Source organism: Mesorhizobium sp. M0816, from assembly GCF_040320005.1.
Classification (GTDB): domain Bacteria; phylum Pseudomonadota; class Alphaproteobacteria; order Rhizobiales; family Rhizobiaceae; genus Mesorhizobium.
Map to the genome: position 1 here is coordinate 151660 of NZ_JAMYOT010000009.1, position 17275 is coordinate 168934.

22 protein-coding genes are annotated in these 17275 nt (G+C 63.2%); 12 read left to right on the plus strand and 10 right to left on the minus strand.

Translation table 11 applies throughout. The features are described from left to right. Positions 1 to 68 precede the first annotated feature (68 nt). The 6 genes from NKI17_RS16370 to rpsP all read left to right on the plus strand — a co-directional run bounded on the left by NKI17_RS16370 (position 69) and on the right by rpsP (position 5640). Positions 69 to 1163 (plus strand): zinc-binding metallopeptidase family protein, encoded by a 1095-nt coding sequence (locus NKI17_RS16370; protein WP_023680728.1) that lies wholly within the window; start codon positions 69 to 71, stop codon positions 1161 to 1163. Between the two features lie 63 nt (positions 1164 to 1226). Continuing rightward, a complete protein-coding gene (locus NKI17_RS16375) occupies positions 1227 to 1829 on the plus strand; it encodes a DUF1236 domain-containing protein (protein ID WP_352906335.1) in 603 nt (200 codons plus the stop codon). Positions 1830 to 1980: 151 nt separating this feature from the next. Then, entirely contained in the window at positions 1981 to 2949 is a 969-nt protein-coding gene (locus NKI17_RS16380) for a CPBP family intramembrane glutamic endopeptidase (RefSeq protein WP_352906336.1), read from the plus strand. Positions 2950 to 3258: 309 nt separating this feature from the next. Next, entirely contained in the window at positions 3259 to 4860 is a 1602-nt protein-coding gene (ffh, locus tag NKI17_RS16385; protein ID WP_352624822.1) for a signal recognition particle protein, read from the plus strand. A 7-nt stretch (positions 4861 to 4867) separates the two neighbouring features. Then, entirely contained in the window at positions 4868 to 5194 is a 327-nt protein-coding gene (locus NKI17_RS16390) for a chorismate mutase (protein ID WP_352450211.1), read from the plus strand. Positions 5195 to 5244: 50 nt separating this feature from the next. Then, positions 5245 to 5640, plus strand: coding sequence for a 30S ribosomal protein S16 (gene rpsP / locus NKI17_RS16395; protein ID WP_352906337.1), 396 nt, complete (start codon positions 5245 to 5247; stop codon positions 5638 to 5640). Between the two features lie 72 nt (positions 5641 to 5712). On the opposite strand, the gene NKI17_RS16400 is transcribed toward rpsP, so the two are convergent. Together NKI17_RS16400 and NKI17_RS16405 are read right to left on the minus strand one after the other, a co-directional pair. Further along, a complete protein-coding gene (locus NKI17_RS16400; protein ID WP_023680734.1) occupies positions 5713 to 5976 on the minus strand; it encodes a YMGG-like glycine zipper-containing protein in 264 nt (87 codons plus the stop codon). A 191-nt stretch (positions 5977 to 6167) separates the two neighbouring features. Further along, positions 6168 to 6578: a DoxX family protein gene (locus NKI17_RS16405; protein WP_023680735.1), complete on the minus strand. Its 411-nt coding sequence runs from the start codon at positions 6576 to 6578 to the stop codon at positions 6168 to 6170. 260 nt (positions 6579 to 6838) lie between these two features. On the opposite strand from NKI17_RS16405, the gene NKI17_RS16410 reads away from it, so the two are divergent. Then, a complete protein-coding gene (locus NKI17_RS16410) occupies positions 6839 to 7246 on the plus strand; it encodes an ACT domain-containing protein (protein ID WP_352906338.1) in 408 nt (135 codons plus the stop codon). Positions 7247 to 7642: 396 nt separating this feature from the next. Here NKI17_RS16410 and NKI17_RS16415 read toward each other — a convergent pair whose 3' ends face one another. Together NKI17_RS16415 and NKI17_RS16420 are read right to left on the minus strand one after the other, a co-directional pair. Further along, positions 7643 to 8677 carry an aspartate-semialdehyde dehydrogenase gene (locus NKI17_RS16415; RefSeq protein WP_023680535.1) on the minus strand — a complete coding sequence of 345 codons (1035 nt, stop codon included), beginning with the start codon at positions 8675 to 8677 and terminating at the stop codon, positions 7643 to 7645. 105 nt (positions 8678 to 8782) lie between these two features. Continuing rightward, the gene (locus tag NKI17_RS16420) at positions 8783 to 8932 is read right to left on the minus strand and encodes a hypothetical protein (protein WP_023680534.1); all 150 of its coding nucleotides are present in this window, start codon (positions 8930 to 8932) and stop codon (positions 8783 to 8785) included. Positions 8933 to 9133: 201 nt separating this feature from the next. Between NKI17_RS16420 and NKI17_RS16425 the strand changes: the two genes are divergently transcribed. Both NKI17_RS16425 and NKI17_RS16430 read left to right on the plus strand, forming a co-directional pair. Then, positions 9134 to 10966 carry a DEAD/DEAH box helicase gene (locus NKI17_RS16425; protein WP_352906339.1) on the plus strand — a complete coding sequence of 611 codons (1833 nt, stop codon included), beginning with the start codon at positions 9134 to 9136 and terminating at the stop codon, positions 10964 to 10966. An 88-nt stretch (positions 10967 to 11054) separates the two neighbouring features. Next, on the plus strand, positions 11055 to 11771 hold the full coding sequence (locus NKI17_RS16430) for a DUF805 domain-containing protein (protein ID WP_352906341.1): 717 nt from the start codon (positions 11055 to 11057) through the stop codon (positions 11769 to 11771). 20 nt (positions 11772 to 11791) lie between these two features. Here the strand turns inward: NKI17_RS16430 and NKI17_RS16435 are convergent, their stop codons facing one another. The 6 genes from NKI17_RS16435 to leuD all read right to left on the minus strand — a co-directional run bounded on the left by NKI17_RS16435 (position 11792) and on the right by leuD (position 15820). After that, positions 11792 to 12148: a hypothetical protein gene (locus NKI17_RS16435; protein WP_352906342.1), complete on the minus strand. Its 357-nt coding sequence runs from the start codon at positions 12146 to 12148 to the stop codon at positions 11792 to 11794. Between the two features lie 7 nt (positions 12149 to 12155). Then, a complete protein-coding gene (gene leuB, locus NKI17_RS16440; RefSeq protein ID WP_352782314.1) occupies positions 12156 to 13259 on the minus strand; it encodes a 3-isopropylmalate dehydrogenase in 1104 nt (367 codons plus the stop codon). 91 nt (positions 13260 to 13350) lie between these two features. Next, positions 13351 to 13704, minus strand: coding sequence for a VOC family protein (locus NKI17_RS16445; protein WP_352782312.1), 354 nt, complete (start codon positions 13702 to 13704; stop codon positions 13351 to 13353). A gap of 48 nt (positions 13705 to 13752) precedes the next feature. Then, positions 13753 to 14136 carry a RidA family protein gene (locus tag NKI17_RS16450; RefSeq protein WP_352470853.1) on the minus strand — a complete coding sequence of 128 codons (384 nt, stop codon included), beginning with the start codon at positions 14134 to 14136 and terminating at the stop codon, positions 13753 to 13755. A 110-nt stretch (positions 14137 to 14246) separates the two neighbouring features. Next, positions 14247 to 15158, minus strand: coding sequence for an Ivy family c-type lysozyme inhibitor (locus NKI17_RS16455; protein WP_352906343.1), 912 nt, complete (start codon positions 15156 to 15158; stop codon positions 14247 to 14249). A gap of 56 nt (positions 15159 to 15214) precedes the next feature. After that, positions 15215 to 15820, minus strand: a complete 606-nt coding sequence (leuD, locus tag NKI17_RS16460; protein WP_352906344.1) for a 3-isopropylmalate dehydratase small subunit — start codon at positions 15818 to 15820, stop codon at positions 15215 to 15217. Positions 15821 to 15987: 167 nt separating this feature from the next. On the opposite strand from leuD, the gene NKI17_RS16465 reads away from it, so the two are divergent. From NKI17_RS16465 to NKI17_RS16475, 3 genes are all read left to right on the plus strand, one after another. Beyond that, positions 15988 to 16413: a GNAT family N-acetyltransferase gene (locus NKI17_RS16465; RefSeq protein WP_023680525.1), complete on the plus strand. Its 426-nt coding sequence runs from the start codon at positions 15988 to 15990 to the stop codon at positions 16411 to 16413. 92 nt (positions 16414 to 16505) lie between these two features. Beyond that, entirely contained in the window at positions 16506 to 16817 is a 312-nt protein-coding gene (locus NKI17_RS16470) for an ArsR/SmtB family transcription factor (protein ID WP_031213186.1), read from the plus strand. Continuing rightward, the gene (locus tag NKI17_RS16475) at positions 16817 to 17263 is read left to right on the plus strand and encodes an SRPBCC family protein (RefSeq protein WP_023680523.1); all 447 of its coding nucleotides are present in this window, start codon (positions 16817 to 16819) and stop codon (positions 17261 to 17263) included. The genes NKI17_RS16470 and NKI17_RS16475 overlap by 1 nt, the downstream gene beginning before the upstream one ends. Positions 17264 to 17275 lie beyond the last annotated feature (12 nt).

Sequence of the window (17275 nt, forward strand, 5' to 3'; positions counted from 1 at the left end):
CAGCTGACAGGCGTTTGGCGTTCTCCTGCTCGTATCGTCCTCCGCATTTCGAATGATTTGAGACGCCAATGAAGCTTTTCGACTGCCCGCATTGCGGCCACCGTCTCTATTTCGAGAACGCGCAATGCCTGAACTGCGCCAGCCTCGTGCTCTACGATCCCGAGCATGCACGCTTCGCGCTGTCCGGCGCCGACGTCTTCCATTGCACCAATGCCGACGAATGCGCCTGCAACTGGATGGCGGAGCCCGGCCACGCCTTCTGCCGCGCCTGTGCGCTGAACCAGTTGATCCCGGATCTGTCGGTCGACGGCAACCGCCGCCGCTGGATCCGTGTCGAGGCGGCAAAGAAGCGTGCCGTCTATTCGCTGCTCGCCTTCGGCCTGCCGGTCGCACCCAAGCAGGAAGTTGGCGACGAGATCGGTCTCGCTTTCGATTTTCTTGCCGATCCGATCGGCGGCGGTCCGGGCGGCGAACGTATCCTGACCGGTCATGACAACGGCCGGATCACGCTCAACGTCGCCGAGGCGGATTCGGCAGAGCGCGAACGGCGGCGCGTCGAGATGGGCGAGAACTACCGCACGCTGCTCGGCCATTTCCGCCATGAGCTCGGCCATTATTACTGGGACCGCCTGATCCGCGACGATTCGCAAAAGCTTGCCGGTTTTCGCGCTTTGTTCGGCGACGAGCGCGCCGGCTACGAACAGGCGCTGAAGACCTATTATGCCGATGGCGCGCCGCCCGACTGGCAGCAGCGCCATATCTCGGCCTATGCGACGTCGCACCCATGGGAGGACTGGGCCGAGACATGGGCGCATCACATGCACATCACCGACACGCTGGAGATGGTGCATGCCCTGAATTTCCCGCTCGGCCGGCTGGAAACCGTTGAAGCCAACGAGCTGCCGCGCGCCGATACCGGCGGCAAGCTGCAGCCGGCACCATCGGAACCCGCCTCCAGGCCAGAGCCTTTCGAAAGGATTCTCGACCGCTGGCTGGTGCTGTCGGAGGCGTCCAACTCGATCAACCGCTGCATGGGCCTGCCCGATCTCTATCCCTTCGTCATCTCGGACGTGGCGGCGCAAAAACTTGCTTTTGTTCACGAGCTTTTGACCGACCTGCCGAAAACGACTGGAACAAATCGTGAGCCGGCCGAAGCCTTTTAGCCGGAACGCATGCGGCTTTGCTTCGTTTTCCGTGCCAAGGGACTGTGAAACGGAGAGAAGACCATGAAACGCATATTGTTTCCGGCGGTGGTCGGAGCGCTCATAGCGATGTCGGGCTCTGCATTGGCCGACACCGCCGTCTCGGCCATCACTGATCTCAATGTACGCGCCGGCCCCGGCCCGCAATATCCGGTGATCGGCGTGCTCGCGGCCGGCCAGTCGGCGACGCTCGACGGCTGCATCGCCAACAGCAAATGGTGCACTATCGCCGAGGCTAACGGCCAGGGCTGGGTCTATTCCGACTATGTGACGGCCGATTTCGGCGGCAGCCGTGTGGTCCTGACACAGCGTCCGGCCAGCGCCGACATTGCCGTCGTGACGCCGCCCGCCGATAGCGTCGAGTATTCCGACAGCTATACCGGAGCAATCGTCGCCGGCGAGGCGATCGAGCCTATCCGGAGACCGCCGGCCGAGATCCGTACCTATGTCCGTACGCATCGGCTCGATCCGGTCTATCTCGAGGGCGAGGTGGTCACGGGCGCGACGTTGCCCGACACCGTCGAGCTACGCGAGATTCCGGACTATGACTACCGCTACGTCTACGTGAACGGTCAGCCGGCGCTGATCGATCCGGACACAAGGCGCATCATGTACGTCGTGCGCTGACGATACAAACAGGGCGGTCGCCCTGCAGTGGCGGCGGCCGCTCACAAACCTCGATATCGCCACAGGCCGGCATTGCCGATGCAATACCGGTTTCCACATTGGGGCCGATGTTCTAGATCTTGCGAGCCGAAGCACCAGCCAGCGAGCCCGCGTGACGATCGACCCCACCGCCTTCCAACAGTACCGGCACACCGCCAACAACAAGACCACTTTGCCGCGGCTTCTGCTTGGAGCGGTGGTCGTCATACTGTTCTGGCTCGGAACCACTGCCGCCGTGCTGTTCGGCGGCACCTATGCCTTTGCTGTTTGGCAGGCATCGTCTGGCACCGCCCCGCCAAGTGGAGGAGCGGTGCAGGATTTCATGGCCTCTCCTGCGGGCATCCTCGCGGCGCTGGCTTCATTTGCCGGAATCTGGCTCGGCCTTTGGGCTGCCATGCGCTGGATCCATCGCGAGAAGCTGACAGCCCTGATTGGCGTCAGCCGGCGCATTTCTTGGTCGGGGTTCCTGAAAGGACTGACCGCGGTGCTGATCACCTCGCTGCTTTCCGAGATCCTGCTTTATGGTTTGCAGCCCGACATCGCCCGCGGCGCGATCGGCCTGTCCGCGTGGCTTTCGTTCCTGATCCCGATCGCCGCCCTGACCTTTCTGCAGACCTCGTCGGAGGAGATGCTGTTTCGCGGTTATCTGCTCAGGGGCCTGGCCAGCCGGTTCCGGAACCCTTTCATCTGGGCGCTGCTGCCGGGATTGCTGTTCACCTCCCTGCACTGGAGCCCAGGTTCGAGCGCTGCCATCAATGCCTGCGTGCTGGCCTCGATCGCCGCCTTTGCGCTGCTGCTGACGCTTCTGGTCTATGCCACCGGCAATCTCGGTGCCGGCTTTGGCGCCCATCTCGGCAACAATCTGACCGGCTTCCTGCTGATTTCGCACCAGCAAAGCTATAATTCCTTCGCCCTGTTCAACGCCAAGCCGCTCGAAGCCGCCGGCTGGACGACTTCAGACGCCGTCCTCATCGCTTCGATCGGCATCGTCAGTAGCCTGTTGACCGTTCTGCTGCTTTTACATCCGCGCTCACCGCTGAAGGTCGAGCCGGATATGGCGCGCGCCGGCAGCGTGCGCTGATGTGCATTGCCTGGTCGTCCTGAGCTATTTGACGCAAAGCTTGACCAAAGCTTGACTCTGCGGCCGATTTCCTGTCTACACGCCGCGAATTCCGCGACGAGTATTCCTCCGAGCAAACCGACCGGGACGCCGAAACCTCTTTGAGGTGAAGTGCTGTAAATCGATCCCGGAGGCCAACACCCGGCAGCGCTGTGCGCCCCCGGGTGCTTTTTGGCTTTGGGCTTTGCCCAGACCGGCTTTTGCTTGGACAGTTGGCGCGAACGCATTACCTCTCGGGCATCATCCGGGTGCCAGGGAAAAGGAAAAAGAATGTTTGAATCGCTACAGGAACGTCTTGGTTCGATCCTGAACGGCCTCACCGGCCGCGGCGCCTTGTCGGAGGCTGATGTCTCGGCGGCGCTGCGCGAGGTGCGCCGTGCGTTGCTTGAGGCCGACGTGGCGCTGGAAGTGGTGCGTTCCTTCACCGACAAGGTGCGCGAGAAGGCCGTCGGCGCCGCCGTGGTCAAGTCGATCAAGCCCGGCCAGATGGTCGTCAAGATCGTCCATGACGAGCTGGTCGAGATGCTCGGCGCCGAGGGCGTCGCCATCGACCTCAATGCACCGGCTCCGGTCGTCATCATGATGGTCGGCTTGCAGGGTTCCGGCAAGACGACGACCTCGGCCAAGATCGCCAGGCGCCTCGCCGACCGTCAAAACAAGAAAGTCTTGATGGCCTCGCTCGACACGCGGCGTCCCGCCGCGCAAGAGCAGCTCCGCCAGCTCGGCGAGCAGGTCAAGGTCGCCACATTGCCGATCGTCGCCGGCCAGACGCCGGTCGATATCGCCCGCCGCGCCGTGCAGGCGGCCAAGCTCGGCGGCCATGACGTCGTCATCCTCGACACCGCCGGCCGCACCCATATCGACGAGCCGTTGATGGTCGAGATGGCCGACATCAAGAAGATGTCGTCGCCGCACGAGATCCTGCTGGTCGCCGATTCGCTGACCGGCCAGGACGCCGTCAATCTGGCAAAAAGCTTCGACGAGCGCGTCGGCATCACCGGCCTCGTGCTGACCCGCATGGACGGCGACGGCCGCGGTGGTGCGGCGCTCTCGATGCGCGCCGTCACCGGTAAGCCGATCAAGCTGATCGGCACCGGCGAAAAAATGGACGCGCTGGAGGAATTCCACCCCAAGCGCATCGCCGACCGCATCCTCGGCATGGGCGACATCGTCAGCCTCGTCGAAAAGGCGGCCGAGAACATCGACGCCGAACAGGCCGCGGCGATGGCCAGGAAGATGCAGTCGGGCAAGTTCGACCTGAACGACCTCGCCGGCCAGCTTCAGCAAATGTCGAAAATGGGTGGCATGGGTGGCATCATGGGCATGATGCCCGGCATGGGCAAGATGAAGGACCAGATGGCCGCCGCCGGGCTCGACGACAAGATGTTCGGTCGCCAGCTCGCCATCATCTCGTCGATGACCAAGGCCGAGCGCGCCAACCCCGATATTCTGAAGCACTCGCGCAAGAAGCGCATCGCCGCCGGCTCGGGTACTGACGCGGCCGAAATCAACAAACTGTTGAAGATGCATCGCGGCATGGCCGACATGATGAAGGCGATGGGCGGCAAGGGCAAAGGCGGCGGCCTGATGCGCGGCATGATGGGCGGCCTCGCTTCCAAGATGGGGCTCGGCGGCATGATGCCTGGCGGCGCAGGCGGCATGATGGGCGGCGGCATGCCGGATCTCTCCAAGATGGACCCCAAGCAGCTCGACGCCTTGCAGAAGCAGGCGCAGGCGGCCGGGCTCGGCGGCATGAAGGGCCTGCCCGGTGGTCTTCCCGGTGGCGGTGGCCTGCCCGGGCTGCCCGGCGGCATGAAACTTCCCGGCCTGCCGGGCGGTGGCGGGCTGCCTGGCCTCGGCAAGAAGAAGTGAGGGCGCCATGAACGAAGAGAAGGACATGGCGGACGCGCGTGCGGCGCTGGCCAATTATCGCGCCTCGATCGACAATATCGACGCGGCGCTGATCCACATGCTGGCCGAGCGCTTCCGCTGCACCAAGGCAGTCGGCGTGCTGAAGGCGGAACATGGCCTGCCGCCTGCCGACCCGGCGCGCGAGCAGGAGCAGATCGCCCGTCTTCGCCAACTGGCGAAGGACGCCCATCTCGACCCGGATTTCGCGGAGAAATTCCTGAACTTCGTCGTCCGCGAAGTGATCCGCCATCACGAGCAGATCGCCGCATCCAACGGCGTAGCGAAAACCGGCTGAGGACCAGCCACCAACCGATCAACCAAATCAGAGCTTTTAGGAGAAAAGAAATGCCACTGAAAATCCGATTGGCCCGTGCGGGCTCGAAGAAGCGTCCCTATTACCATGTCGTCGTCGCCGACGCGCGTTCGCCGCGCGACGGCCGTTTCATCGAGTCGCTCGGCTCGTGGAATCCGCTGCTGCCCAAGGACGGCGAACGCGTCAAGGTCGACGCCGAGCGTGTCAAGCATTGGCTGTCGCACGGCGCCCAGCCGACCGACCGCGTGCTGCGCTTCCTCGACGAGGCCGGCCTCGCCAAGCGCGAAGCGCGCGCCAACCCGAAAAAGGCCGAGCCCGGCAAGAAGGCGCAGGAGCGCGCAGCGCTGCTGAAGAAGGCGCAGGAAGATGCGGCAGCCGCTGTTGCCGCCGCTGCAGCAGCGCCGGCCGAGGCCGCGACCGCCGAATAAATCATCTCCACAACCACGAAACGGCGGGCCCTGCCCGCCGTTTTGCTATTGCATCCATATGATGCGGCCCGATCAATAGCCTTCCGGGCAACTCGCAACGTAGACACGACCGTTACGATCGCGATAACGGCATTGGCCGCTTTCGCTGGCACGGCCGATCAGTGCACCGGCCAAAGCGCCGGCCGCACCGCCGATCACCGCGCCCTTGGTCGGGTTGCCGGCCACAGCAGCGCCGACCGCCGCACCGCCCAGGCCACCAACTGCCGCGCCTTGCTCAGTACGGGAGCAGGCACCGAGCGGGACCAGCAAGGCCATCAAGATCATCACCTTTTTCATTGTCGTTCCTCTCCAACAGGGTGCCGTCCTCGCCGCTGCACCCCCTAACTCGCAACCAGGCGATTTGATCCAAAGAAGAAGATCGGCTGCCGCCCGGCGGCGCTCAATTTGATCCAAAGAGTAGAAAGGCGGCGGCAGACCGCGCCCGCTCTGGCGGCGTGGCCACCATCGAACGGCTTTCGAAATCGCCGCTATTGGCTGAACGGGAACAACGCGCGCACCCTTGGATCGCGCAGATACAGGCCACCCCAGAGGACGGCGCCGAGATAGACGCCGAACAGTATGTGCGAGAACAAAGGGCTGCCGATACGCACATGCGTGGCGACTGCGCCGCCGAGATAGGCGGTGAGCAGGATGGCGCCGAGCACCGAGGTGCGTGGCAGCGCGTAAAGCGCTGTCGAGACCAATCCAATGGTGCCGAGCATGCGCGAGACATTGGCATCGGCCGGCCAGCCGAGCTGCACCATGGTCTGGGTGACGATTTCGAGCGGCGGTAGCTTGATGACGCCGTCGAAGATCATGAACAGCACGATGACGGCGCTGAGCACGCGGCCGGCCCACAGGGCACGCGGTGAGACGGGTGCTGCCTGAGACATGGTCATTGATGTTCCCTCCGGTCGTTGTGAGCACTGGCTCCTTCGCCAGCTCGAACCAAGGACGCGGCCCATGACGGCGATCCGACACGCCTCCAGCTCTTTTTCGGCTCCGGGGGACGGCGACCTTGGATGTGCAAGTTCAGTCAGCAACGAACCTGGCCAAGTCCACCTTGCGGGGTGAGGTGGAGGGCGTTATTGAAAACCGTAGAGGTGTCTTCCGAGCGCTCGACGGCAACCACCGCCTGATCGCACAACGAAAGCAACCGATGGCCGGAGAGACCGACCTGAAACAGTTGCTGGCGGCAATGACGCCGGAATTGCTTGCCGGCGTTCATGTCTTCACCACGTTGCCACCCGATGCGCCCGTTCCCGACAGGCTCCACCCGGTGATGCTATTTCGCGAGCGCGAGGGCACGACGCTGATCGTGCTTGAAGACCATGCCAAGGCCGCTGGACTGAAAACCGTGTTCCGCTGCCGGATGCTGACGCTGAACATCCATTCGTCGCTGGAAGCGGTCGGCTTCCTCGCCGCCATCACCGCGCGGCTGGCCACCGCCGGCATCGGCGTCAATCCGGTCTCGGCCTTCTACCACGATCATCTGTTCGTGCCCGCCGACTGGGCGGAGGAGGCGCTGGAGTTGCTGTTGGACCTAGCGGAGGAGAACCGGCTGTGACGCCGTCGCCTTGCTGCCTATTTGAGACGCCTGTGCCCCTCATCCGCCTGCCGGCACCTTCTCTCCCTGTGAACGGGGAGAAGGGCGCTAACGGCCGAAGGCCGAGCCCGCGACTGCGGGCCGCCGGCCTTCCGGCGCCCCCGCGGAGGCCAGCCGCGTAGCGGCGATACGGCCGTGAGCGAAACAACCGCCGAAGGCCGAGCCTGCGACCGCAGGCCGCCGGTCGTCCGGCGCCCCCGCGGAGGGCCAGCCGCGACAGCAGCGATACGGCCGTGAGCGGAAAAGCAAGCTGAGCAAAAATCGCGGCCGAAGGCCGAGCCTGCGACCGCAGGCCGCCGGTCGTCCGGCGCCCCCGCGGAGGCCAGCCGCGCTAGCGGCGATACGGCCGTGAGCGAACTATGCCGCCTTCTTCTTCGGCTGGATCAGCCCGCGCTCGACCAGCAGCTCGGCGATCTGCACCGCATTGAGTGCCGCGCCCTTGCGCAGATTGTCGGAGACGATCCACATCGACAGGCCGTTGTCGATGGTCGAATCCTCGCGGATGCGCGAGATGAAGGTGGCGTCCTCGCCGGCCGATTCCAGCGGCGTGATGTAGCCGCCGTCCTCGCGCTTGTCGATGACCTGGCAGCCCGGCGCCTCGCGCAGGATCTCGCGCGCCTCATCGGCGGTGATCGGCTTCTCGAACTCGATGTTGACCGCTTCCGAATGGCCGATGAACACCGGCACGCGCACGCAGGTCGCCGTCAGCTTGATCTTCGGGTCGAGCATCTTCTTGGTCTCGGCCACCATCTTCCACTCTTCCTTGGTGAAGCCGTCGTCGAGGAAGACGTCGATATGCGGGATGACGTTGAAGGCGATACGCTTGGTGAACTTCTTGACGTCGACCTGGTCGGCGACAAACACCGCGCGCGTCTGCGTGAACAATTCGTCCATGCCTTCCTTGCCGGCGCCGGAGACCGACTGGTAGGTGGCGACGACGACGCGCTTGATGGTGGCCGCGTCATGCAGCGGCTTCAGCGCCACGACCAGCTGCGCCGTCGAGCAGTTCGGGTTGGCAATGATGTTCTTGCGCGTGAACAGCGAGATCGCATCCGGGTTCACTTCCGGAACGATCAGCGGCACGTCCTGGTCGTAGCGGAAGGCCGACGAATTGTCGATGACGACGCAGCCCTGCTTGCCGATCTTCGGCGACCATTCCTTGGAGACGTTGCCGCCGGCCGACATGATGCAGATGTCGGTATCTGAAAAATCATATTGGTCGAGCGCTCTGACCTTCAGCGTGCGGTCGCCGAACGACACTTCCGTGCCCTGGCTGCGCCGCGAGGCCAGCGCCACCACCTCGCTCACCGGAAAGCCGCGCTCTTCGAGTATGTTGAGCATTTCCCGGCCCACATTGCCCGTGGCGCCGACGATCGCAACCTTGAAACTCATCGAAATCTCCTGTCCCTCTCCGCTCGTTTTCTGGAGAAAACCCGCCGGCCGATGCGGGTTCAACCCCCGGGCCGGACCCGGGAGAGGGTGGTTAGGCCAAGGGAATCAGACCGTTTTGGTGGTCGTTTTGCCGGTTTTTTTGAGCAAGAACGTGATTTTGCTGGAACGAGGAGACGCAGCGACGCGCCCGGCCCAATGGTTCGCATTGGGGCCGGGGATGTCGAAGGCAGAAGGCGCCATCAAAAGGCCGCGCATCGAAAACTATCCCGTTCGGTGCCGGCTTTTACGCGGTTTACGTCTAGAGTCAATCGCAACCAGGCCGACCCGCCCGCCCTGTACAATGACGGCGGCACCAAGTACGAACGAGCATCGTCTGGCTCGTGGCGCCCGTCTGTGGCGCTTGCCGACATTTGACCCGTCGCCGGGTATTCAGAATCCGAATTTCGAAAGAGCAAGATGTCCAATTTCGAAGCTATTGTTCCCGCGCTGGCAAAGGCGCTGGAAAAACGCGGCTATGTCGAGCTGACGCCGGTGCAGAAGGCCGTTCTCGAGCTTGGCCAGGCCGATGCGCTGGTTTCGGCCCAGACCGGCTCCGGCAAGACCGTCGCCTTCGGTCTGGCTTTGGCGCCGACCCTTCTCGATGGCGCGGAGCGCTTTTCCCACGCTGCGGCACCCCTGGCGCTGGCCGTGGCGCCGACGCGGGAGCTGGCCCTGCAGGTAACGCGCGAGCTGGAATGGCTCTACGAACTGACCGGCGCCACGGTGGCGTCCTGCGTCGGCGGCATGGACATGCGCACCGAACGGCGCGCGCTGGAGCGCGGCGCCCATATCGTCGTGGGCACGCCCGGCCGCCTGCGCGACCACATCACCCGCAATTCGCTCGACATGTCGGCGCTCAAGGCAGTGGTGCTCGACGAGGCCGACGAGATGCTCGATCTCGGCTTTCGCGAGGATCTGGAATTCATCCTCGATGCCGCACCCGCCGATCGCCGCACGCTGATGTTTTCCGCGACCGTGCCGCGCTCCATCGCCACGCTGGCCAAAGGCTACCAGCGCGATGCGGTACGCATCTCGGCCTCCGGTGAGGAAAAGCAGCATCTCGACATCGAATACCGGGCGCTGAGCGTCGCCCAGGCGGATCGCGAAAACGCCATCATCAACGTGCTGCGCTATTACGAGGCCAAGAACGCGCTGGTGTTCTGCAACACGCGCGCCGCCGTCAACCATTTGACGGCGCGCTTCAACAATCGCAACTTTTCCGTCGTGGCGCTGTCCGGCGAGCTTAGCCAGAACGAGCGCAGCCACGCGCTGCAGGCGATGCGCGACGGCCGCGCCAAGGTCTGCATCGCCACCGACGTCGCGGCACGCGGCATCGACCTGCCCAATCTCGAGCTGGTGATCCATGCCGACCTGCCGACCAACCCGGAGACGCTCCTGCACCGAAGCGGACGCACGGGTCGTGCGGGACGCAAGGGCGTCAGCGCGCTGATCGTGCCCAATAGTGCCCGCAGGCGCACCGAGCGGCTGCTGCAAAGTGCCGGCCTTGCGGCAACGTGGGCGAGCCCGCCGTCGGCCGACGACGTGATACGGCGCGACGACGAGCGCATTCTCGCTGATCCGGTCTTCAGCGAGCCTATGAAGGATGAGGAGCGCGGCTTCGTCGAGGCGCTTCTCGATCAGCACGGGCCCGAACAGGTTGCTGCCGCATTCGTGCGGATGTGCCGCTCCAGCCACTCGGCGCCGGAGGATCTTCTCGACGTGGCAGCGTTCACGCCGTCGGGCGAAAAATTTGCGCGCCGGGACGAGACACCGAGCCGCCGCGACGATTTCGGCGACAGCGTCTGGTTCTCGCTGTCCGTCGGACGCCGGCAGAATGCCGAGCCACGCTGGCTGATCCCGATGCTGTGCCGGACAGGCGGCATTTCCAAGCGCGAGATCGGCGCCATCAAGATGCAGCCGGAGGAAACCTTCGTGCAGATCGCGGCGGACTGGGCCGAGCGTTTCCTCGCTGCGATCGGCCCCGACCGGAAGCTGCAGGGCAACATTGCGGTCAAGCGGCTGGACGGCACGCCGGATTTGTCGCGGGCCGGCTATCAGGAACCACGACCCGACAAGAAGCCGCACCGCGGCAAGCGCACCTTCGATCAGAACACGCCCAAATTCGAGAAGCGCGCACCGGCCGACCAGCGCCCGGCATTCGAGGCGAAGCCCTGGGGCGGGAAACCGGCCAAGGCGAAGTTCGAAGGCGGACCTGCGAAACACAAGAAATCGAAGAAACGGCCGGGGTAAATAGCCAGAACTCTCCATTTCCGCACGCCTCTTGCGGTCTGCCGGAACTTTGCACAGTCTGGGGCGGGGAAATGGGGGTGGGCAGGACATGCGCGGCGAAGTTCTTCATTACGACGAAGACCAGGGTTTCGGCTTCATCACCGGAGCCGACGGCAACCGCTACACTTTGGCGCGCGAAGATTTGCGCCGCGAAGCATCGGTTGCCGGAGGTACGACCGTCGAATTCCAGCCGGCTGGCGGACGGGCACGCGATGTTTTTTCGATCCGCGCCCAACCTGCCAGTGCGCCCGCCGACGCCTCCACTGCAACCGCCGCCCCAACTCAGGCCGGCAATGCGCCCGCGGCACGTCAGCCGCAACATTTCGGCCGTTCCGCTGAACAAAGTCCGGCCGAATCGGCTGGCCTGTGGAGCTACTTCTGGCGGGGTCTGACCGAGAATTACTTCAACTTCGCCGGCCGTGCCCGCCGCAAGGAGTATTGGGGCTATTGTCTGTTCTGGACGATCGCGCTGATCGTGGTCATAGGACTCGGCGTCTTTATCGACGACGCCATGGGCAATCTCGACAACAGTGAATTGCCGGCAGTGACGGTCGGCCTTTCCGGTCTCTTCCTGCTGGCGACAGCCCTGCCGTGGTTCGGGCTCAACGTGCGTCGCCTGCACGATACCGGCCTGACCGGCTGGCTCTTTCTGCTTTTCCTGGTCCCGACCTTCGGCAGCCTGATCATCCTGGTCTTTGCGCTGATCCCGACCCAGCCGCGCGAAAACCAGTGGGGTCCGGTGCCGGAGGGGATCAAGACCGCATAACCTCACCTGAGTTGGTTCTGCTAAAGCTGCTTGTGTTCGCTCAAGGCGATGCGTTCGATGATCTTGAAGTCCTTCGCGGAATGACCACGAAGGGTCTTCTTGTGGGTCTGGATCGTTTCCGTCCCGACAACCTCGAATGTAGACCCTTCATAGGCGATTTCGCAGTCGACCACCCTATCCGGCCAAAGCCAGATCAAGAGACACAACTCGTATTGATCGGGAATGACTTCTAGCAGGTAGAAATCGCTCTTTTCGACCTGATATCGGTCGCAGATGAACTGCAGCAATGGCGCGAGGTGTTGATCGCCGCGAAACTCAGCCTGGCGTTGGTGCTCGCCGAGAAGATCCCTTTCAATGGCGCGCTGCACCTCACCCATACACCTGTCACCCCAAAAATTTGGCGATGATCGCGCCGCCCATCTCAGCGGTGCCGACCTCGGTCATCCCCGGCGAATGAATATCCCTGGTGCGCAAGCCCTGATCGAGCACGGCGGCGATCGCGCCTTCCAGCCGGTCGGCCTCTTCAACCATGCCGAAGGAATAGCGCATGCACATGGCGAAGGAGGCGATCATGGCGATCGGATTGGCGATGCCCTTGCCGGCGATGTCGGGCGCCGAGCCGTGCACCGGCTCGTAGAGCGCCTTGCGCTTTTTTGTCTTCGCATCCGGCGCGCCGAGCGAGGCCGACGGCAGCATGCCGATCGAGCCGGTCAGCATGGCGGCGATGTCGGACAGCATGTCGCCGAACAGATTGTCGGTGACGATGACGTCGAACTGCTTCGGCCAGCGCACCAGCTGCATGCCGCCAGCATCGGCCAACATGTGATCGAGCTTGACGTCGGCATACTTGGCCTTGTGCGTCTGGGTGACGACCTCGTTCCACAGCACGCCCGACTTCATCACGTTGCGCTTTTCCATCGAGGTGACGTGATTCTTGCGCGTGCGCGCCAATTCGAAGGCAACGCCCGAAATGCGCTCGATCTCGAACGTATCGTATATTTGGGTGTCGATGCCGCGCTTCTGGCCGTTGCCGAGGTCGATGATCTGCTTAGGCTCGCCGAAATAGACGCCGCCGGTGAGCTCGCGCACGATCAGGATATCGAGCCCCTCGACCACCTCCTGCTTCAGCGAGGAGGACGCCGCCAGCGCCGGATAGCAGATTGCCGGCCTGAGATTGGCAAACAGCTCCATGTCCTTGCGCAGCCGCAGCAGACCCGCCTCCGGGCGCACCTCGTAAGGCACGGCATCCCATTTCGGTCCGCCGACGGCGCCGAACAGCACCGCGTCCGACGCCATTGCCTTGGCCATGTCGGCATCGGAAATCGCCGCGCCATGCGCGTCATAGGCGCAGCCGCCGACAAGGCCCTCATCGGTGACGAAATCGCTGCCGAGCTTATCGTTCATGGCGGCGATCAATTTCTTCACCTCGGCCATCGCCTCGGGGCCGATACCGTCGCCGGCAAGCAGGAGAAGATTTTTCGAAGCCATGAGAACCGTTCCAATCGTTTAGCGCATGAACGCGGCCTTGCTAAAGGCCAAGCGGGTTCTGCGCAAGCCCGCGCTTTGCCGCCCGGTGTCGCTACCGGTGCGAAAGGATATTGACCAGCCTGCCGAACGGGTCGCATACGAAGAAGCGCCGCACGCCCCAGGGTTCGTCCGCCGGACCGTATTCGATGGCAAAGCCGGCCTTTCTCATGCTTTCAAGCGCGGCATCGACCTCGTCGACTTCGATAGAGATGTCCGGAACCGGCGTTCCTGATCCCCCTTCGGCCATGAAGCTGACCTGCACGGACATCGTCTCTTGCGAGCCGTAGGTAGCGATCCAGCCCATATCCATCTTGAGATCGAGGCCGAGCACATCCTGATAGAAGGGTTTTGCCGCCGCGATATCTTGCGTGTCTATGTTTGCAACGATGCGCCTGACCTTAACCATGGGCCGATCCTCGTGCTGACCGTGTCGTTGTCGCAACCGTGACAGGCATCAGGCTGTGCGCCGCAGCGCCGTCACCTCGATCTCGATCTTCATCTCCGGCTTGTTGAGCTGGCACACGATCATCGTTGCCGCCGGCCTGATCTCGCCAAAGGCCTCGCCGAGGATCGGGAACACCACATCCACGAAAGCCGCATCGGTGATATAGTAATGTGCCCGCACCACATCGGCCATCTCGAAGCCGCCGTCCCCGAGCGCCTTGGCGATCGTCGCCAGGCAATTGCGCGTTTGTGCCTCTACAGTCTCCGGCATCGACATGGTCGCATAATCGTAGCCGGTCGTTCCGGACACGAAACACCAGTCGCCCTGCACCACGGCGCGCGAATAGCCGGCGGTCTTCTCGAAGGGCGAACCGGTGGAGATCAGTTTTCGCATAGGTCCTCTTTTTTTGCAGCGTAGGCGGTTTGGCGAAAGCAGCGGTGACGGCCGATCTCCCCCCAAGCGGGGATGTCCGGGGCGCGCGAAGGATCGCGGCAGAACGATTTCTAATTCGCCGACCCCAGCGCCTTGTCCAGCGCTTCCTTGACGTCGGCCGGCCATGTACTCACCGCCGGCCACGCGTCCGGCTCGGGCTTGTCGCCGCGGCGGGCGAAATACAGCTTGTGCTTGACCGGGTCGACCGCCATGAAGCCGTCATTGCCACCGCAATCATGCGGCACGCAGCCGCTGGCAAAGAAGGCACCCGACGCGGTTTTTTCCGTGCCGCCGCCGACCAGCAGGCTGGTCGCCATGTCGGGCATGTCCTTGCCGAGCAGCGTCTCGGCTAGCCTGTAGACGGCCTCGTTGTGAAAGGCATCAATGATGTTGTCGTATTTCGACGGATCGATGTCTTTCCAGTCGGTGCCCGGCTCCGGCATGTAGGTCAGATTACCGGACGTCGTCAGTCCGTCCGTCGGCGACCATTGCAGCGCCGGCTTGGAATCGCCCGGCAGCAGATAGGGTACGAAATAGACGGCGCTGTCGGAGATCGCGGCCGGCGGCGCGCCGCATTCATCCTGCTCGACCGTGGTCGTCTGGATCGCACCGCCCTCCGGCTTCCACACGATCACCTTGGCCGGGCCGCACTGGTTGCCGCCGTCGCCGACATCGACCAGCGCCACCTTGACGCCGCCGACCTCGACGATCTTGTCGAAGAAGACGTCGTAATTGCGCGCCAGTTCCTTGCCGTCGAAGGCGAGTACCCGTTCCCCGTATTCTTCCTCCTGGGTGATGGTCAGCTGGCCGCCCTCGAACGGGATCGGCGCCTGCTTGTCATCGTCGGCGGCGGCTGTGTCGCTGGCGCCTTGATCTGCCGCTGGCGCTTCCGTGGCGGGCGTCTGCGTCTGGGCATAGACGCTCGCCGGGGGCAGCAGCATCAGCGGCAGTCCGCAGGCAGCGGCAACAAGCAAGCGTGTCATCACATCCCTCCCCGGACACTTGGCGTAGAGGCTGACCGTCGGCGCGGCTTTAGAGCCTATGCCCAGGGCCGCAGCTCGGCGTTCTTCTTCTCGAACGAAGCGATGGCGCCGGCCTTCTCCATGGTCAGGCCGATATCGTCGAGGCCGTTCAAGAGGCAGTGGCGCTTGAATTCGTCGAGGTCGAACTTGACCACGCCGCCGTCCGGCCCGCGGATTTCCTTGGCTTCGAGATCGACCGACAGCGTCGCGTTGGAACCGCGCGAGGCATCGTCCATCAGCTTCTCCAGGTTTTCCGGGCTGACGGTGATCGGCAAGATGCCGTTCTTGAAGCAGTTATTGTAGAAAATGTCAGCGAACGAGCTCGAGATGACGCAGCGGATGCCGAAATCGAGCAGCGCCCACGGCGCATGTTCCCGGCTCGAGCCGCAGCCGAAATTGTCGCCGGCGACCAGGATCTGCGCCTTGCGGTAGGCCGGCTTGTTGAGCACGAAGTCCGGGTTTTCCGAGCCGTCGTCCTTGTAACGCATTTCGGCGAACAGGCCGGTGCCGAGCCCCGTGCGCTTGATCGTCTTGAGATAATCCTTGGGGATGATCATGTCGGTGTCGACATTGACGATCGGCATCGGCGCGGCGACACCGGTGAGCTTGGTGAATTTTTCCATGGTTCTTGCCCGTCTTCTTCTCGTTGCGGGGAATTGCTGGCGCTCGGTTTACACAATGCCGCGGGCAAATAAAAGACGGCTGTTTTTGGACTTCCGTCGTCGATCGAAACACAAAATCGGTACAAAACAGCTTCAAAACCACCAGCCCATGGTGCACTTTTGTCGACATGACAACGCGATCCACGATCCTTTACGCCAGCGAACCGGGCCTCGGCATCACCGAGTTCCGCCGCGTTCTGGTGGAATCCGGCCTCGGCGAGACACGGCCCGTCGATGATCATGCCCGTTTGAAGGCGATGCTCACGAGTGCCGCCCTGGTGCTCACCGCGCGCATCGATGCACCGGGCAAGCCGCTGGTTGGTGTCGCTCGCGGCGTCACCGACTTTTCCTGGGTCTGCTATATCTCCGAGCTCGCTGTTTCTGCATCGGCGCAAGGGCTGGGTATCGGCAAGGGCCTGATGGATGAGGCACGCCGGCAACTCGGACCTTCCGTTGCCATCAGCCTGATCTCCATGCCCGACGCCGTCGGCTTCTATGAGCGTATCGGCATGGAGCGCATGCCCAACGCATTCTGGTTCGGCCGCAAGCGCTGAAATCCACTCCCAGCGACCTCAACCCGCGCATTCTTGGCTAGGGTTCTGCCTCTTGACATGCAACCAAATGGTTGCATATTAGAGTCATGAGCATGGATGCCGTCTTTCGCGCCTTGGCCGACCCGACACGCCGGCGATTGCTGGACAGCCTTCATGCCAGGAACGGGCAGACGCTGAACGCGCTGTGCGGTGAGATGGACATGACGCGCCAGGCGGTGACCAAGCATCTGGCGATCCTGGAAGAAGCAAACCTCGTCACCACCATCCGCAAGGGACGCGAGAAGCAACATTATCTGAATCCGGTTCCCATCAACGAGATCGCCGAACGCTGGATCGGCAAATTCGAGCGGGGACGACTGGGCGCCCTCAGCGATTTGAAGAAACGCCTCGAAAGGGAAGACTGATGAGCAACATTTTCGTTTATGTCACCTACATCCGCACCTCGCCCGAAAAACTCTGGCAAGCACTGACCGAGCCGGAGTTCCAGCGGCAATATTTCCTCGGCGCCCAGATGCTAAGCGACTGGAAACAAGGTTCGGCGTGGAAGATGGTTTACACCGACGGCCGCGTCACCGACAGCGGCGAGGTCCTCGAGATCGATCCACCCAAGCGCATCGTGCTCAAATGGCGCAACGAGTTGATGCCCGAGGTCAAGGCGGACGGCTACACACGCTGCACCTTCGCCATCGAGCAGGAGGGCGAGATGATGAAGCTCGCCATCACACACGAAGCCGATGGACCGCACAAGCTGCTTGGCCATGTGGCGAACGGCTGGCCGCTCATCCTGTCCAGCCTGAAGAGCTTGCTCGAAACCGGCAAAGGCCTGTCGCGCCCGGCATCGAAGGCTTGAGGTCGTTTCGAT

Bases quoted from the DNA above. Each gene is read 5' to 3' on its own strand.
- NKI17_RS16475 (WP_023680523.1), top strand. From the start codon at position 16,817: ATGAGCAACATTTTCGTTTATGTCACCTACATCCGCACCTCGCCCGAA.
- leuB (WP_352782314.1), bottom strand. From the start codon at position 13,259: ATGGCTTCGAAAAATCTTCTCCTGCTTGCCGGCGACGGTATCGGCCCC.
- ffh (WP_352624822.1), top strand. From the start codon at position 3,259: ATGTTTGAATCGCTACAGGAACGTCTTGGTTCGATCCTGAACGGCCTC.
- NKI17_RS16465 (WP_023680525.1), top strand. From the start codon at position 15,988: ATGACAACGCGATCCACGATCCTTTACGCCAGCGAACCGGGCCTCGGC.
- NKI17_RS16435 (WP_352906342.1), bottom strand. From the start codon at position 12,148: ATGGGTGAGGTGCAGCGCGCCATTGAAAGGGATCTTCTCGGCGAGCAC.
- NKI17_RS16455 (WP_352906343.1), bottom strand. From the start codon at position 15,158: ATGACACGCTTGCTTGTTGCCGCTGCCTGCGGACTGCCGCTGATGCTG.
- NKI17_RS16390 (WP_352450211.1), top strand. From the start codon at position 4,868: ATGAACGAAGAGAAGGACATGGCGGACGCGCGTGCGGCGCTGGCCAAT.
- NKI17_RS16450 (WP_352470853.1), bottom strand. From the start codon at position 14,136: ATGCGAAAACTGATCTCCACCGGTTCGCCCTTCGAGAAGACCGCCGGC.
- NKI17_RS16415 (WP_023680535.1), bottom strand. From the start codon at position 8,677: ATGAGTTTCAAGGTTGCGATCGTCGGCGCCACGGGCAATGTGGGCCGG.
- NKI17_RS16375 (WP_352906335.1), top strand. From the start codon at position 1,227: ATGAAACGCATATTGTTTCCGGCGGTGGTCGGAGCGCTCATAGCGATG.
- NKI17_RS16420 (WP_023680534.1), bottom strand. From the start codon at position 8,932: ATGCGCGGCCTTTTGATGGCGCCTTCTGCCTTCGACATCCCCGGCCCC.
- NKI17_RS16405 (WP_023680735.1), bottom strand. From the start codon at position 6,578: ATGACCATGTCTCAGGCAGCACCCGTCTCACCGCGTGCCCTGTGGGCC.
- NKI17_RS16400 (WP_023680734.1), bottom strand. From the start codon at position 5,976: ATGAAAAAGGTGATGATCTTGATGGCCTTGCTGGTCCCGCTCGGTGCC.
- NKI17_RS16425 (WP_352906339.1), top strand. From the start codon at position 9,134: ATGTCCAATTTCGAAGCTATTGTTCCCGCGCTGGCAAAGGCGCTGGAA.
- NKI17_RS16370 (WP_023680728.1), top strand. From the start codon at position 69: ATGAAGCTTTTCGACTGCCCGCATTGCGGCCACCGTCTCTATTTCGAG.
- NKI17_RS16445 (WP_352782312.1), bottom strand. From the start codon at position 13,704: ATGGTTAAGGTCAGGCGCATCGTTGCAAACATAGACACGCAAGATATC.
- NKI17_RS16410 (WP_352906338.1), top strand. From the start codon at position 6,839: ATGGCCGGAGAGACCGACCTGAAACAGTTGCTGGCGGCAATGACGCCG.
- NKI17_RS16470 (WP_031213186.1), top strand. From the start codon at position 16,506: ATGGATGCCGTCTTTCGCGCCTTGGCCGACCCGACACGCCGGCGATTG.
- leuD (WP_352906344.1), bottom strand. From the start codon at position 15,820: ATGGAAAAATTCACCAAGCTCACCGGTGTCGCCGCGCCGATGCCGATC.
- rpsP (WP_352906337.1), top strand. From the start codon at position 5,245: ATGCCACTGAAAATCCGATTGGCCCGTGCGGGCTCGAAGAAGCGTCCC.
- NKI17_RS16430 (WP_352906341.1), top strand. From the start codon at position 11,055: ATGCGCGGCGAAGTTCTTCATTACGACGAAGACCAGGGTTTCGGCTTC.